Below are 16,033 nucleotides of genomic sequence, written 5' to 3'. Positions count from 1 at the left end.
CGCCGATGAGCGAAGAGCGTGAGATGCAAATTATGTATGACATCCTGATCAAAAATGCCCAACAAGCGGGTGGGTGTAGTATCGATATCGCCCTTCAGGGCAACAAAATAGCGGCGGTGGGCGATCTTGCTGGTTCATTGGCAAAACAGACCGTCGATTTAGATCATGACGTTTTTGTCAGTGCCGGTTGGATTGACGGCCACACTCACTGCTATCCGAACTCGCCTATTTATAACGACCACCCCGATAACGTTGGGGTGTCCGGTGGCGTGACGACTGTCATTGATGCGGGCAGCACAGGCGCAAACGATGTGGATGATTTTGCGCAGCTTGCAGCGCAATGCACAACCCATGTGCACGCACTACTTAACATCTCGAAAATTGGCTTGTTGCGCCAAAATGAACTGGCCGATGCTAACGACATTGATCTGGATAGCGCAAAGCAAGCACTGCTTCGTCATCCCGAATTTATTGTCGGCTTAAAAGCACGCATGAGCGGTAGTGTTGTCGGCCACAATGGCTTAATGCCACTTCATGCAGCCAAAGCATTACAACAGCAATGCGGCTGCGCTCCATTGATGGTGCACGTCGGTAATGCGCCGCCAGATTTGGATGAGATTGTCGCTCTGCTGGGCAAAGGCGATATTCTCACTCACTGCTTTAATGGCAAGCCTAACCGCATTCTTGATTGTCATGGGGAAATAAAAAGCAGCGTTCAGCAGGCCAGAGCTCGAGGCCTGAAACTTGATATCGGCCACGGCAGTGCCAGTTTCAGTTTTGAGGTGGCTGAGCAGGCCATCGCACAAGGGATTTTGCCCGATACGATCAGTTCTGACATTTACTGTAAGAACCGGCTCAATGGCCCTGTTTACGGTCTTGCACACCTGATGTCGATGTTTTTTACACTCGGATTATCCCATGAGCAGATCATTGAGCGCGTGACGAGTCAAGCAGCGCAAGCACTTCGCCTAGCGAAAAAGGGGCACTTAATTGCAGGCTATGATGCCGATTTAACGCTCTACACCATCAATAAAGCGTCGGTTAACTACACCGATACTCATCACCAGCATCGAACTGGACAACAGAGATTTACGCCTCTTGCTGCCATTATTGACGGCAAGCTTGTATTGACTGAACAAGGACAACAGCATTATGTCTTCCATTCTTGAAAAATATCACTTGAAACAAGTGATCAACGCATCGGGCCGTATGACAGCTCTTGGTGTTTCTACTCCGCAACCCGAAGTGGAACAGACTGTCTGTTTTGGGATGAACAACTACTTTGAAATGAGCGATTTGGTGAACAAAACTGGCCAATATATTGCTCGTTTGCTGCAAGTTGAAAATGCAGTCGTCGTCTCATGCGCTTCAGCGGGAATTGCACAGAGTGTCGCGGCAGTCATTGTGCGTGGTAACCCTTATCTGCTTGAGCATCTGCATGCAAAAACGCACTCGATCGCAACGGATATTGTGATCCCCAAAGGGCATAACGTCAATTATGGTGCCCCGGTTGGCAGCATGGTAAATCTTGGCGGCGGTAACCTGATTGAGGCCGGTTGGGCTAATGAATGCAGCGCAGAACAATTAGCCGCGGCAATCACCCCCAATACCGCCGCCATTCTCTACATTAAATCGCACCATTGTGTGCAAAAAAGCATGTTAACCGTGCCACAAGCGGCCAAAGTGGCTCAAGACCACCAGCTTCCGCTGATTGTTGATGCAGCAGCAGAAGAGGATCTACAACTCTATTATCAGCAAGGGGCTGATCTAGTTATCTACAGTGGTGCGAAAGCGATTGAAGGCCCAACCAGCGGTTTAGTGATTGGGAAACATCAATATGTGGAATGGGTTAAGCAGCAATCTGCAGGGATTGGCCGTGCCATGAAAGTCGGTAAAGAAGGCATTTTAGGCCTAACGCATGCCATTGAGTTGTACTTAAGCCGCCAACAAGAAACTGGCCAACAAATGGTGGATAAAATGACGCCATTTATCGAGGGGTTAAACCGTATTGAAGGGATAAGCGCGCGCGTGGTTTGGGACAGTGCAGGCCGAGATATCGCACGTACAGAAGTGAGTTTTGATGCCAAACAATTTGGTATCAGCGCTAATGAAGCCGTCACACGCCTCCAAAATGGTAACCCAGCGATTTACTGCCGCGCTTACAAATCCAATGAAGGTTCGGTGGAATTTGATGTCCGCAGTGTTTCATCTCATCAACTTGAACTTATTCTTAGCGCCATGAACCAACTGAATCAGGAGTCATTAGAATGTCTTTAAGCCCTAATTTTTACGCTGACCGTGTATGTATCAATGTGCTGGCGGGCTCTCATCATAATGCGATTGAAGTCTACCAAGCCGCAGAAGGCCATGTGTTGGTCGGTATGCTCTCGAAAGATTACCCAGATACCGCAAGTGCTGCGACTGATATGAAAGCGTGCGCTGAAAAAATCGAGAATGCTTTATCGATTGGCCTTGGCGCAGGGGATCCGAAACAATCGGATATGGTGACGGCTTTAGCCGGAATACTACAACCTCAGCATGTCAATCAAGTCTTTACTGGTGTCGGGGCTACGCGTCAAGCTCTAGGTCAAAATCACACCATCGTGAATGGTTTGATTTCACCATCAGGCACTGTTGGCTTGGTTAAAATCTCAACTGGCCCGAAAAGTTCAGGTATGGAAGAAGCGGTTGTTCCCATTGATACGGCGATTGCCATGTTGCAAGATATGGGCTGCAGCTCGGTCAAATTCTTCCCAATGCAGGGGCTAAAATGCAAAGCTGAGTACCAAGAAGTTGCCAACGCCTGTGCTCGTCACCACTTTTGGTTAGAGCCTACTGGTGGTATTGATTTGGACAACTTTGAAGAGATCTTACGCATCGCTCTCGATGCGGGTGTCGAAAAAGTCATTCCACACATCTATAGCTCAATCATCGATGAGAAAACCGGACAGACTCGCCCCGAGGATGTGAAAACCCTGCTGGCCATGACTCAAAAACAACTGGCACATTTATAACACCGACGCCGGAGCATGTGCTCCGGCATAACAAAGCGTTGGCTATCTATTGCCTTTAGTGCATTTTACCTTTTAGATAGCGCTGTTCATGCTGGAATGGGAATCGATGATGTACAAGCTACCGCACCCTCGCCTAATTCATCTGTTGGATGCTGTATCCGCCTCGCCTTTGACTCAGGACGAACTTGCGCAACGGCTTAATGTTTCGACACGCACCATACGCACCGATGTCGCGCTGCTCAATAATGTGATGGTCAATCATGGCGCACATCTTCTCCACCAGCGCGGTTCCGGTTACCAACTCAATATTTACAACCCATCAACTTTCGAGCATTTTTTGTCGAGGGTGCAAAATGCAGAAACGATTCCAAGGACCAGTAAAGAGCGCATCATCCAGATTCAAGTACTGCTATTAACGGCAGAACAAGGCGTAAAAATTGACGAATTGGCCGAGACATGGAATCTAAGCCGCACTGTTATTCAAAATGATATGGTTGATGTACGCAGCCAACTGGCCACGTTTGGTTTATCGATTGAAAGTAAACCTCGTTTGGGCATGCTGATCCAAGGCCCAGAAATGGCGATTCGCTCCCGTTTAACACAACTTATCTACATCGAACAAAAAGAGACAAAACAAGCTCTGGGCTTTATTAGTACGATTTTCCCTGAAAAATCTCAGCAAATTTTTGCAGCGCGCTTTCGTGAAGTGTTGACCAACCATACACTCTATATCAATGATATTGGGCTGCGTTGGTTAACCCTTTATGCTGCCGTCACACTGCACAGGCTCGCGTGTGGCAAAGAGCTTACCGAATTTTCTAAAAACGATGTTCATGTAACGACGCTACCAATTGCCAAAGCGTTATTTTCTGCGCTACCGATGCTGTTACCCGCCAATAACCATGAAATTGCCGCCTTGGCGATTCACATTCAAGCGAGAATTGCGACGAATCAAGCCCTCCTTAGCCAAGGTGTACAGCATGAAGCCGATGCTCTAGTCACTCACATCTTTGATTATATCTATCAAAATTACCCTTACGATGTGCGTGACGATGCGCTATTACGCCGCGATCTTCACAACCACGTCTGCCATATGATCATTCGAGTCAAACATCATGTCGCCACAATTAACCCATTGGCCGAGCATATCAAACAGCACTACCCACTCGCTTACAGTATTACCTTATCGGCCATCGCAGACTGGATCAGAGAGACGGGTTACTGCATGACACAGCACGAAATAGGCTATCTTGTGATTCACATTGGTGTGGGGCTTGAACGTAATTACCATTTAGGTCACCGTACACCCAAAGCGCTCCTGTATTGCGACGCCGGTAATGCCGCAACACTTGGGCTAGAAGCGATCATCCGCCGCCAGTATCCGCAATTGGATATGAAAACGGTTTATTCCCCTGAACAGTTGATCACCGCTGATGCCACGCAAGCGGACCTCATTATTACCACCATGCCCTTAGCCAATAGAGAGATTCAGAGCTTTGTGGTTGACCCCTTCCCTACCCAACATCAATTGGAAGAACTGGGCAAACAAGTGTTGGTTGATCGCACGCACTCTTATCTTTTGGATAAGTATTTTTCCAAGGCTCAATTTCTCTACCTTGATGACGTCATTGAGCAATCACACCTCTTTGAGCAGGTTTGCTCACATCTTGAATCAACGGAGTTGGTAGAGGAAGGATACCGAGCTTCACTGCAAGAGCGAGAGAGTTTGGTTTCAACCATGATGGGCGAATACATTGCTCTACCTCACTCAATTGAACTCTTTGCTAAACGTTCGATGGTTTACACCGTCGCTGCACCGCGTGGAATTGAATGGGGCAATGGTGAAAAAGCCTATCTGATCTTTTTCCTCGCCTTAAGTAAATGTGACTATGAAGAGGCGATGGGGCTATATGATCTTTTCCAAGTGCTGATTAATAAAAAATTAGGCAAAAGTCTGTCGCAATGCGAAACCTTCAAGCACTTCAAAACACTGGCGCACTTGGAATTACAATAAAATATATCGCTGTGTGATGCTTCCTAGATGCCCTCTATTTTTTAGATACCATCTGTTTTTAGGTTCCGTCTGTTTTTAGAGACAAGTCTTTTAGAAAAAGCCATTTAGAGAAAACCGAGGCACGACAAGGCCCTCGCTAAGAGGGCCTTAATATCAAGATTACTGAGTGAAGAGGTTTACAACACGTCGAAGCGATCGGCGTTCATGACTTTGGTCCAAGCAGCGACAAAGTCTTTGACGAACTTCTCTTTGTTATCGTCCTGCGCGTAAATTTCAGCGTATGAGCGCAAAATGGAGTTTGAGCCAAACACCAAATCAACACGAGTCGCTGTCCATTTTGTTTTACCGCTCTTACGCTCAACCATATCGTAAGAGTTACGGCCTGTTGGCTTCCAAGTGTAATTCATGTCGGTGAGGTTAACGAAGAAATCGTTAGTCAACGCCCCAACACGGTCTGTCAATACACCATGTTGACTGCCGCCATAGTTTGTACCGAGCACTCGCAATCCACCAATCAATACGGTCATTTCTGGGGCGGTCAGGCGCAATAGTTGCGCTTTATCTAGCAGCATCTCTTCTGGGTTAACCACGTAATGTTTCTTTTGCCAGTTACGGAAACCATCCGCCAATGGCTCAAGCACATCAAACGATTCCACATCCGTTTGTTCAAGCGTTGCATCACCACGTCCGGTAGTAAAAGGCACAGTAATATTAACGCCTGCCGCTTTGGCCGCTTGTTCAACACCGACGTTACCCGCTAAAACAATGGTATCGGCGATGCTAATACCCGCATCAGCAGCAATTTTCTCCAGAACAGCCAACACTTTGCTGAGTTTTTCTGGCTCATTACCTTGCCAATCTTTTTGAGGAGCCAAGCGAATGCGCGCACCGTTAGCGCCACCACGTTTATCGGAACCACGGAAAGTACGAGCACTATCCCATGCGGTGCTGACCATCTCACTGATGCTTAAGCCGCTGGCCGCTATTTTTGCTTTTACTGCATCCACATCATAATCTTTACGACCTGCGGGGATGGGATCTTGCCAAATGAGATCTTCTGCCGGAACATCAGGGCCAAAGTAACGCGCTTTAGGCCCCATATCACGGTGAGTAAGCTTAAACCAAGCACGAGCAAACACTTCAGAGAAATACGCTGGGTCTTTGTAGAAGCGCTCTGAGATCTTGCGATATTCAGGATCCATCTTCAGCGCCATATCGGCATCGGTCATCATAGGGTTATAACGAATGCTTGGGTCTTCCACATCAACCGGTTTATCTTCCTCTTTGATGTTGATTGGCTCCCACTGCCACGCGCCAGCAGGGCTCTTCGTTAGTTGCCATTCATAAGTAAATAACAGGTGGAAGAAGCCGTTATCCCACTGGGTTGGGTGCGTAGTCCATGCACCTTCAATACCACTGGTGACGGTATTACGGCCAATGCCGCGGCTGGTGTGGTTATTCCAACCCAAGCCTTGTTCGTGCAAGTCCGCCCCTTCAGGATCTGGCCCTAAGTTCGCAGCGCTACCATTACCATGCGCTTTACCCACCGTATGGCCACCCGCTGTCAGCGCCACGGTTTCTTCATCATTCATTGCCATGCGCTCAAAAGTGACGCGCATGTCATGTGCGGTTTTCAGCGGGTCTGGATTACCGTCAACGCCTTCAGGGTTTACATAAATCAGGCCCATCATCACGGCAGCAAGCGGGTTTTCTAGATCGCGCTGACCGGAATAGCGGCTATTTTCTCCGCCACTTGGCGCTAGCCACTCTTTTTCTGAGCCCCAATAAGTGTCTTTTTCTGGGTGCCAAATATCTTCACGACCAAAAGCGAAACCAAAGGTTTTAAACCCCATGGATTCATAAGCCATATTACCCGCCAAGATCATCAGATCTGCCCAACTGATTTTGTTGCCGTATTTTTGTTTGATTGGCCACAATAAGCGACGAGCTTTATCTAAGTTGGCATTATCAGGCCACGAGTTAAGCGGAGCAAAACGCTGGTTGCCAGAGCCCGCACCACCGCGACCATCTGCAATTCGGTAAGTACCCGCGGAGTGCCATGCCATGCGGATCATCAAACCGCCGTAATGCCCCCAGTCGGCAGGCCACCACTCTTGGCTATCGGTCATTAGTGCTTTGAGATCTTTTTTCAAAGCATCAACATCCAATGTTTTTAGCGCATCGCGGTAATTAAAATCCGCCCCCATTGGGTTGGTTTTCACGTCGTGCTGGTGAAGAATGTCAAGATTCAGTGCTTTTGGCCACCAATCCATGTTCGATAGTTCAGCAGAGGTTACTCCGCCGTGCATGACAGGGCATTTACCGCCCGAATTCATACCTTTATTCTCCATTGCGTTCTCCTTGCTTCGCATTACTGCGGCTATTTAAGTGTGCTTGATTTATTCTAAAAACACTCAGCACGGTCGATATTGGCTGAACATTCACTGTATTAAATTCAAATGCAACAAAACTTAGAACAACATCATGTATATACAATAACAACGAGAGGTGATGAGCCTGCGGTCACGACTTGTTCGAAAAACCTTTTTCTTCAAAACCTTGCCACGATTATTGTTTCTGCTGCGTTCTGTACAGACTAGACAAGATGAGCATTAAACACTAATTCACTGTGGCTATTAATTTGATAGGCATCCTCTAACGCAATACGGCTAAGTTCACCCCTAAAGTCTCTCCTAACCACAGAACTTGCCCCTGAGAATGGTCATACCTATCGTCTCCAGAAACCGGATGGATCAACACGCTAAGACCTTCCCGATGTTCATCTAGCCACTCAATAAATCCGTGGCTATTGTCAGCAAGGTGTACTTCAAACATCGGCTTTAAGTGCGGGCCAACAAGCCTTGGTACTAAGCCAAACATGGCTTGTACATCATGTCGTTGTTGGGCAATTTTTTGTTGTACGCGTTGTGCTTTCGCTTGCTCTGCGAGATCAAAATAAACATGGGCATGAAACATAAAATAACTCCTCTTGATTTTTAAGCAGTGTACTACGCCAAAAGAGCATAGAAACCACAACAAATTTGCTGATGATTTTCAGCTAATTTGAAGGTACTAACCACAACGTATTCTATTTTAAGAGCCAAGAAATGGGCATTATCACACGATGACGTTGATTCAAACGAAAAACCAGCGTATTAAATAACCTCAAACTTTCGATGGTGGATACCCGCTTTGCAACCTATCAATCAACTGCTCCTCTCAATGCAGCCGTTATTGGAACAGTACGGCTACCTAGCACTGATCATCAGCATCTTTTTCGAAGGGATTGGCATTCCGATGCCCGGCCAATCGCTCATGATTGCCGCGTCCATTTTGTCATCCAATGGCGTAATGAATTTCTCTCTTGTTATGATTGTATCGTGGCTAAGCTGCTTTATTGGTAATAGTTGCGGCTATCTGCTCGGCTATTATTTTGAGGGTTGGTTGGATAAAAAAGGCTATATTTCAGGGGCTAAATTTCAAAAACTGCAAAGCGCTATTCAAAAATACGGCCCGATTTGCTTAATCATCAGTCGCTTTGTTGAGGGGATGAAACAATTCATGCCATTAGCCTGCGGAGTGGCGAAAATGCCCATCAGAGTATTTTTACTGGGTAACGTGCTTGCCACCACAGTTTGGATCGCGGTCTTTGGTTTACTCACCCATTTTGCATTTGAACATCTTCACCAAATCAGCCACTTTTATTCTGCTTACCGCTATTGGATCTGGGCAATGGCCGCTATCACTTTTATCGTTATGATTTATGCAGTATTGAAACATAGACACTCTCAGCGCTGATAGCGACCTGTCTCTGACTTCATTTACCCTCCTTCTGTCATCACCACATAAAAATAAGTGTAGGGGCTAGTGATTGTGTTTCCACTCAATTTGATGTTTGATGTTTGATGTTGCCATTATGTGAACATTTACACCAACTCTGAATGTGCTCAGAGAACACACTAGGGTGATTTAAGGAGACAACATGGACGTGATCGTCTTAGGTAGCGGCGTCATCGGGCTAACCAGCGCATGGTATTTATCACAAGCGGGCCACCGAGTAACGGTGGTGGATCGCCAATCACAAGGTGCAAAAGAGACCAGTTTTGCTAACGCAGGGCAAATATCTTACGGCTACTCTTCCCCTTGGGCTGCACCCGGCATCCCACAAAAAGCATTAAAGTGGCTGTTTGAAGAGCATGCACCGTTGAAAATAAAACCGTCTATCGACCCACATCTGTTGGCGTGGATGGGTAAAATGTTATTGAACTGCCAACAGGATCGTTACAACATCAATAAAGCCCGAATGCTGGCGATTGCCAATTACAGCCGCGTTTGTTTGGCTGACCTGAATCAGCAACATAACCTGCAATATCAAGGCCGTCAGCTTGGAACGTTGCAAGTGTTTCGCAGCGAAAAACAGCTACAAGCGATACAAAAGGACATCAAACTACTCGAGCAAAGTGGCATTCGTTATCAGCTTCTTGATGTCGATGGGTGCATTAAGCAAGAGCCGGGGCTTGCTCTTGTACGCGATAAATTGCGAGGTGGTTTGTACCTCCCCGACGATGAAACCGGAGACTGCTATCTGTTTTGCCAACAATTAACAGAGCTCGCGAAAAGCCGTGGGGTGCAATTTCTGTTTGATACACAAATAAAAACATTAACCACTGAAGGCAAAAAGATCACCGCTGTCCAAACCGATAAAGGTGAGCTAAAAGCAGACAAATATGTCGTCGCACTCGGCAGTTACTCTACCGCTTTACTGGCGACATTGGGTATCTCCATTCCTGTTTATCCAGTGAAAGGGTACTCACTAACGCTGCCGATTGTCGACGCCGAACTTTCCCCACGTTCAACGGTAATGGACGAAACATATAAAGTGGCCATCACTCGTTTTGAGGATCGAATTCGTGTCGCGGGCACGGCAGAGTTAGCCGGGTTTGATCCTGCCTTGCCTGATGCGCGCAAAGCAACCATTGCAAAAGTCGTGACCGATCTCTTTCCTCAAGGCGGTGATTTAGCACAAGCTGAATTCTGGACAGGCTTTAGACCAATGACGCCTGACGGGACTCCGATTATAGGCTCCACTCCATTTGAAAACCTCTACACCAATACCGGACATGGAACCTTAGGGTGGACGATGGCTTGCGGATCTGGACAGCTTCTTGCCGACATTGTCAGTGAGCAAACTTGTGCTTTGCCAATTCATGAGTTGAATCTCTCTCGCTACCTCATCAACTAGCCACAATAGAAAATGCTTATTATTAGCTAAACCTTAGTGGAAAGTTATTATGCATAATGATTCATCCGAGAGAATTTAATTTCCAACCTTTCGGGTGACCAACCCATATGCGCTGAAATTTTAGCCAATTCTAATTAACCCACCTATTATTTAACATTTCATTAGCATTTTGTGTTCCTCATCACGCTAACGATTATTCACAGACAAATAAATTAACATCTAAGTTACAAAAAGATTAATATGTTGCCCACAAAGCAAACACAACACTCACCAAAACTACTAAAACAGGGAAATGCATATGCAGTCATTTGTTGATTTTCTGAATGGAATAATCTGGAGCCCGGCGCTAATTTATTTATGCCTTGGTGCGGGTTTATTCTACTCAATTGTGACCCGATTCGTTCAGGTCCGTCACTTTTTTGAAATGTGGCGACTTCTTCTTTCCGGAAAAAGCTCAACCAAAGGGATATCCTCTTTCCAAGCTTTGGCCGTTTCACTTTCGGGACGCGTCGGTACGGGTAATATTGCAGGCGTAGCCGCAGCAATTGGTTTTGGTGGCCCTGGTGCTATTTTCTGGATGTGGGTAGTGGCCTTTTTTGGTGCCGCGACTGCTTATGCTGAATCAACTCTGGCACAAATTTATAAAGAAGAAGATGAAGGTGAATTCCGTGGTGGCCCCGCTTATTACATCGAAAAAGCGATGGGACAAAAATGGTATGCATGGATCTTCGCCATTTCCACCATCTTTGCCTGTGGTGTGCTTTTACCTGGCGTGCAATCCAACAGCATTGGTAATGCCGTAGAAGCGGCTTTTGGGGCTGGCCCAATCATTGAAACCACTATCGGTAGCTTCACTTTTGCTAAGATTTTTACTGGTACCGTAGTGTCAATTATTTTAGCTTTCATCATCTTTGGTGGTGTTAAGCGTATCGCTAACTTCACACAGGTCGTGGTGCCATTTATGGCTTTGGCCTATGTCATTACTGCGTTTGTTATCATCCTGCTTAACATCAGTGAAGTACCACGTATTTTTGCCATGATCATTGGTGATGCGTTCACACCAATGGCAGGTATTGGTGCTGCGATTGGTTGGGGGGTAAAACGAGGTGTTTACTCAAACGAAGCAGGCCAAGGTACTGGACCGCACGCTGCGGCTGCCGCGAGTGTTGATCACCCTGCGCAGCAAGGTTTAGTGCAAGCCTTTTCTATCTACATTGATACTTTGCTGGTCTGTTCCGCAACCGCGTTCATGATTCTGATCACTGGTGCTTATAACGTACACGGCGGCGCAGAAGGTGCATTTTTAGTACAGAACATCGCGGCGGATATTAGTGCCAATGGCCCAGTATTTACCCAAATGGCGATTGAGAGCGCACTACCGGGCGTGGGTAAACCTTTTGTTGCGTTTGCTCTGTTCTTCTTCGCCTTTACCACGATTTTGGCATACTACTATATTGCTGAAACGAATATTGCTTACATTCGCCGCACCTTTAAAGTCGATGGCCTGATGTTCCTTCTTAAAGTAGTGATCATCGCAACGGTATTCTACGGCACAGTGAGAACCGCGAACCTTGCTTGGGCAATGGGTGATGTGGGCGTGGGTTTGATGGCGTGGCTAAACATAGTCGGGATTTTGATCATCTTCTTTATGGCTAAACCAGCTATTGCAGCACTCAAAGATTATGAAGAGCAACAAAAACAAGGTGTCGATGAGTATCTTTTCAACCCAGTAAAACTCGGCATTAAGAATGCGACATATTGGGAAGGAAAATATAAACGCAAAACGGGACAAGAACCAACTGTAGAAGAAAGCTCCGTGGGTGTTGAACAACCATCATCCTAACGGATTAGCTAAGCTCATCAGCAAAAAGCATTCAAGGTAAACGTAAAAAGGGTTAGCAAACGCTAACCCTTTTTCTTTTTCATCAACCCGTATTAGGCTGCGATTTCTTGTGTCGTCAACTTTTCGACAACAGCGTTTTGCGCTTTCTTTTCACCAATCGGTAAAATAACACGGCCATATTCATTATTCAGAACTTGAGCCATTGCAAAATAAATCGCACTTGCGCCACAGAAGATGCCTTCAAAGCCAGCAATCGTGCCGATAAGTTCGCTACCAGTGAAATCACGCGCAGCTAGTAAAGCAAATAGAATGGTCAGTGAGCCGAATACCACTTGTTTAGCACGTGGGTAGCACAATGAACCGATAAACATGAAACCAGTGAAAATGCCCCACAACGTTAAGTACCAACCCATAAAGTGAGCAGGGCTTGCTGGTAGTCCCATATATGGCATGACAATCAGGCCAACCAATGTGAGCCAAAATAGACCGTAAGAGGTAAACGCTGTGGTACCAAAAGTGTCACCACGTTTGAAACACATGATACCCACGATGACTTGACTTAAACCACCGTAGAAAATACCCATCGCCAAAATCATAGAGTCGATAGGGAAAAAGCCTGCGTTATGGATATTAAGCAGGATAGTCGTCATGCCAAAACCCATTAGGCCTAGCGGCGCTGGATTGGCCAATTTAGTAGACATTCGCGAGTACCTTAAAAAATGTTGATAAAAATTACGCGCGGATTTTAGTGGAGTAGCACACAAAATGGAAAGAACGTTAACGAAAACTAAGATTGTAAATTTAACTACTTGATTGTTCAAAAAGAGAGCAGAGCAACCGAATTCGATCGTGCTGCTCTCCTTTTGCTAAATGTCACTCTTTATTGACAGTTTATTTCATCCCAAAACCAGTTACTTTGCGTGGGTGATTCCCATACTCCGGGGTTGTTTTTAGCCATAAAACACTTTCCATTATGCGTAATTTTATCGCCATTTTTTGCAACAGTAACCCCTGCAACCCAGCTTGAAAAATCACTGCTTGGTGGCGTAGGCTCTGGCGTGACGGGCGGTTCAGGCTCGGTGACGACTGGCGGTGGCTCAACAGGGTCAGGTGTTGTGGGCGCGGTTGGTTCACCTGTAATAAGCTTCCAAGGATCACCTTGAGTGGGTTCATTACCTTGTGACCACCACTTAGCTTCATAAGTAGCGCCTTTATAGCTCACCTTATCGCCCGTGTTATATACCTTTGTCGCTTCCCAGCCGACGATGCCATCGACTGGCGGCTCTGGTGGCGTACCGGGATCAATCGCATCCACAACACGCACTTGGGGCCAGCTAGAATGTGAACCATAAAAGTTAGTCACACATTTTTCGTAATCACCAGCAACAAGGGCTGAATACGCGGTTTGGAAACCAACCAGTTCACATTCAAACGAGTAGCCACCTGGGCGATCAGAGTAATATTTCCAATTACCATCCCAGTTGGTATACAACACATCCGTCGCACCGTTCAAATTTAAGCTACCGTAAGGCGTTTGCTGCCAACAGGTATTCTTTTCATCAGACTCAATCGGTATTTGATAATGATCGGCTAGCCCTTCCCAGTAGCGAATACGATTAACCGGTTGACCTTTATCTTTGTTCTGCTCACCGCACTCAATGCCACCATTGATAACGTTAATTGTGGTGCCAAAACCATAGCCAATACCGGCATCGCTTTCACGTTGCGAAGGTGTCCATGTACGGTCAATTACGTGCAACATTGCCGGTTTCGGTGCTTGAGGTGTTAAGAAAAACCAAATCGCTGAAGCTAAATTCAACCAAGAATCCGCTACTAATCCGGGGTTATTGAGCAGTACTTTGGCATCACCATCAAACATCACTTCAGAAAAAGCGCCATAGTTGAAATGGTAAGAGAGCTGCTTCGCGCCACGACCAAAATAACCTTGCCCAGCGGCGCACGGCCAACGAGCATTTTGCCAATCATTTTGGCCACAACCGGTTGTGTAACCACTTTGCCCTTCAGACCAACCCATTTCACGCACATGAACCAATGCTTGCTGCCATTCTTCAAGCCTATTCGGATTATCAGATACGTTGTCTTTCGCAATGTGACCACCCGTTTCTTGTGAGAAATGAGCAAAAGCCGTCACAATGGATTTTTTACAAATTGCGTCAGAATCTCGGCCATCCGTATATTCGCCACAAAACGCGGGGAATTTGCCAATTGCCCGTAAGAAGCGTGTGTAGGTGTATTCGGGAGCCGCCATTTGAGTTAAGAAATCCCACTCGTACTGTGGAAAAACTCGTTCAACACGCTTGACGTTTTCAGGGTTAGAACTTAAACCCGGTACTATTGCTTCAACAATCGCATTCGAACGCATTTCTAGTGCTTTCGACCAGATGGCATACATAGGATCCGCTGTTTTGGCTTTTTCTGCCGCTTGCAGCTCTACTTTAGAGACAATATAACCCGCGGAATTTTCAGGGTCAGGTAAGATATTTAACGCGTAACTGTTTGCGGCTAAGACACTGCTAATCAGCACGGCTAAATGCTTTGTTTTCAACATATCAATCCCTTATTTTTTGCTTAGTGGGTACGGTGAAAATAGTATGGATAGCCGAGCCATTGTTGACAGTGAAACTTATTAATTAAATGTCAAAATGCGAGTGGTTTCATCATGATGTAAACCAATTATCGTACGGCGACATCGCCCTTTGAAGGCAAGTCGATAAATATGAAAAAGCCTCAAAAAAGCTTGAGGCTTTTAGAGTTCAATCTATTTTTCATCAGGTTAAGTGAACAACCAATGCCTCAAATTTCTCAAGCATCATCGCACCGGCAATGGCTTAGCGCACATGAGCGTGGCCAGTAAAAAAGTGATGAACTGGGCCGCGACCTTGGCCAACATCCAGTTCATCGGCATAGCCAATGGCTTGCGATATGTACTGCTTAGCCAAATACACGGATTTGTGCAGGTTATTTCCTTGAGCAAGATAAGAAGCGATCGCAGAAGAGAGCGTGCAACCCGTCCCATGGGTATTTTGAGTTGGAAAACGCTTCGCACTGAGTAATTCTGACGAAGATTGCATGATCAAAAGATCGTTGCTGTTTTCATCTTGTTCTAAATGCCCACCTTTTAGCAGCACCGCCTTTGCACCCAACGCTCGTAAATCAGCCACCATACAGCTCATTTCGACTCCAGATTGAGGAACCGGCTTGCCAGTAAGTACTGCTCCCTCAAATAAATTGGGGGTAATGATGTCAGCCAAAGGGATCAACATTTCTTTTAATGTACTGATTGCCGATTGCTCAAGTAATAAATCACCACTGGTCGCCACCATCACGGGGTCTATCACAAGGCTCTTGGGTTGGTATTGCTGCATTTTTTTGGCAACGATCTTGATGATACTGGCATCGGCTAGCATGCCAATTTTAACGGCCACGATCTTCAAGTCGCTAAAGACGGCATCTAACTGGCTTTCGATATGATCAAGTGGAATGGGGAAAATGGCGGAGACGCCTTGAGTATTTTGTGAAGTAATGGCGGTAATAACGGAACACGCGAAACTGCCAGTTGCCGATATCGCTTTGATGTCGGCTTGAATGCCTGCCCCTCCACCGCTATCAGACCCTGCGATGGTGAGTACAACAGGTATGTTTAATAGCGTCGTTTCTTGTGTGTGTTTCTGTATTGGTTGTGCCATGGTCGCTCCTATGACAAGACATACAGGAACTGACTTTGACCGTGGTTTGGAAAGTTCGGTAATCGAATTTACAAAGGTTAGCCGTTGTTATTCGGCTCGTGACAAAGTGCTCATAGTTCCCTACGTCAGTATTAACTGAATCAGGTTCGACGGGTCTCGAATTTCGATCTCAGCCGATGCAGAATCTGCATCGGCTCCCCGACTATTTCGCAG

General features: G+C 46.3%; 12 protein-coding genes and 1 riboswitch. Of the genes, 7 read left to right on the top strand and 5 right to left on the bottom strand.

Features of this window, described 5'->3' with window-relative positions:
• Positions 1-5: 5 nt before the first annotated feature.
• From AACV12_RS00985 to AACV12_RS00970, 4 genes are all read left to right on the top strand, one after another.
• Entirely contained in the window at positions 6-1,169 is a 1,164-nt protein-coding gene (locus tag AACV12_RS00985) for an amidohydrolase/deacetylase family metallohydrolase (RefSeq protein ID WP_212754926.1), read from the top strand.
• A complete protein-coding gene (locus tag AACV12_RS00980) occupies positions 1,153-2,277 on the top strand; it encodes a DgaE family pyridoxal phosphate-dependent ammonia lyase (protein ID WP_170901279.1) in 1,125 nt (374 codons plus the stop codon). Before AACV12_RS00985 ends, AACV12_RS00980 begins: the two co-directional genes overlap by 17 nt.
• Positions 2,268-3,014, top strand: coding sequence for a 2-dehydro-3-deoxy-phosphogluconate aldolase (gene dagF / locus AACV12_RS00975; RefSeq protein ID WP_170901277.1), 747 nt, complete (start codon positions 2,268-2,270; stop codon positions 3,012-3,014). Before AACV12_RS00980 ends, dagF begins: the two co-directional genes overlap by 10 nt.
• Before the next feature lie 88 nt (positions 3,015-3,102).
• Entirely contained in the window at positions 3,103-5,028 is a 1,926-nt protein-coding gene (locus AACV12_RS00970; protein ID WP_249371396.1) for a BglG family transcription antiterminator, read from the top strand.
• A gap of 176 nt (positions 5,029-5,204) precedes the next feature.
• Here AACV12_RS00970 and katG read toward each other — a convergent pair whose 3' ends face one another.
• Together katG and AACV12_RS00960 are read right to left on the bottom strand one after the other, a co-directional pair.
• On the bottom strand, positions 5,205-7,379 hold the full coding sequence (gene katG, locus AACV12_RS00965) for a catalase/peroxidase HPI (RefSeq protein ID WP_170901275.1): 2,175 nt from the start codon (positions 7,377-7,379) through the stop codon (positions 5,205-5,207).
• A gap of 304 nt (positions 7,380-7,683) precedes the next feature.
• Entirely contained in the window at positions 7,684-8,004 is a 321-nt protein-coding gene (locus AACV12_RS00960) for a DOPA 4,5-dioxygenase family protein (RefSeq protein ID WP_064624564.1), read from the bottom strand.
• A gap of 216 nt (positions 8,005-8,220) precedes the next feature.
• Between AACV12_RS00960 and AACV12_RS00955 the strand changes: the two genes are divergently transcribed.
• The 3 genes from AACV12_RS00955 (at position 8,221) to AACV12_RS00945 (ending at position 12,113) form a co-directional block, all read left to right on the top strand.
• Positions 8,221-8,826 (top strand): DedA family protein, encoded by a 606-nt coding sequence (locus tag AACV12_RS00955; RefSeq protein ID WP_170901273.1) that lies wholly within the window; start codon positions 8,221-8,223, stop codon positions 8,824-8,826.
• 184 nt (positions 8,827-9,010) lie between these two features.
• Entirely contained in the window at positions 9,011-10,270 is a 1,260-nt protein-coding gene (locus AACV12_RS00950) for a D-amino acid dehydrogenase (protein WP_170901271.1), read from the top strand.
• Positions 10,271-10,568: 298 nt separating this feature from the next.
• Positions 10,569-12,113: an alanine/glycine:cation symporter family protein gene (locus tag AACV12_RS00945; protein ID WP_017043180.1), complete on the top strand. Its 1,545-nt coding sequence runs from the start codon at positions 10,569-10,571 to the stop codon at positions 12,111-12,113.
• A gap of 92 nt (positions 12,114-12,205) precedes the next feature.
• Here the strand turns inward: AACV12_RS00945 and AACV12_RS00940 are convergent, their stop codons facing one another.
• From AACV12_RS00940 to thiD, 3 genes are all read right to left on the bottom strand, one after another.
• Positions 12,206-12,814 (bottom strand): acetate uptake transporter, encoded by a 609-nt coding sequence (locus tag AACV12_RS00940; RefSeq protein ID WP_094144566.1) that lies wholly within the window; start codon positions 12,812-12,814, stop codon positions 12,206-12,208.
• 179 nt (positions 12,815-12,993) lie between these two features.
• Complete coding sequence (locus AACV12_RS00935; protein ID WP_170901269.1) at positions 12,994-14,682, bottom strand: chitinase; 1,689 nt, start codon at positions 14,680-14,682, stop codon at positions 12,994-12,996.
• A 280-nt stretch (positions 14,683-14,962) separates the two neighbouring features.
• Entirely contained in the window at positions 14,963-15,820 is an 858-nt protein-coding gene (gene thiD, locus AACV12_RS00930; protein ID WP_170901267.1) for a bifunctional hydroxymethylpyrimidine kinase/phosphomethylpyrimidine kinase, read from the bottom strand.
• Positions 15,821-15,920: 100 nt separating this feature from the next.
• A riboswitch (TPP riboswitch) is annotated at positions 15,921-16,031 on the bottom strand.
• Between the last annotated feature and the right edge of the window lie 2 nt (positions 16,032-16,033).

The organism is Vibrio sp. 2-2(8) (assembly GCF_963888495.1).
GTDB lineage: Bacteria > Pseudomonadota > Gammaproteobacteria > Enterobacterales > Vibrionaceae > Vibrio > Vibrio anguillarum.
The sequence above is the reverse complement of the archived record's forward strand: the minus strand, read 5'-3'. Positions and strand labels throughout refer to the sequence as shown.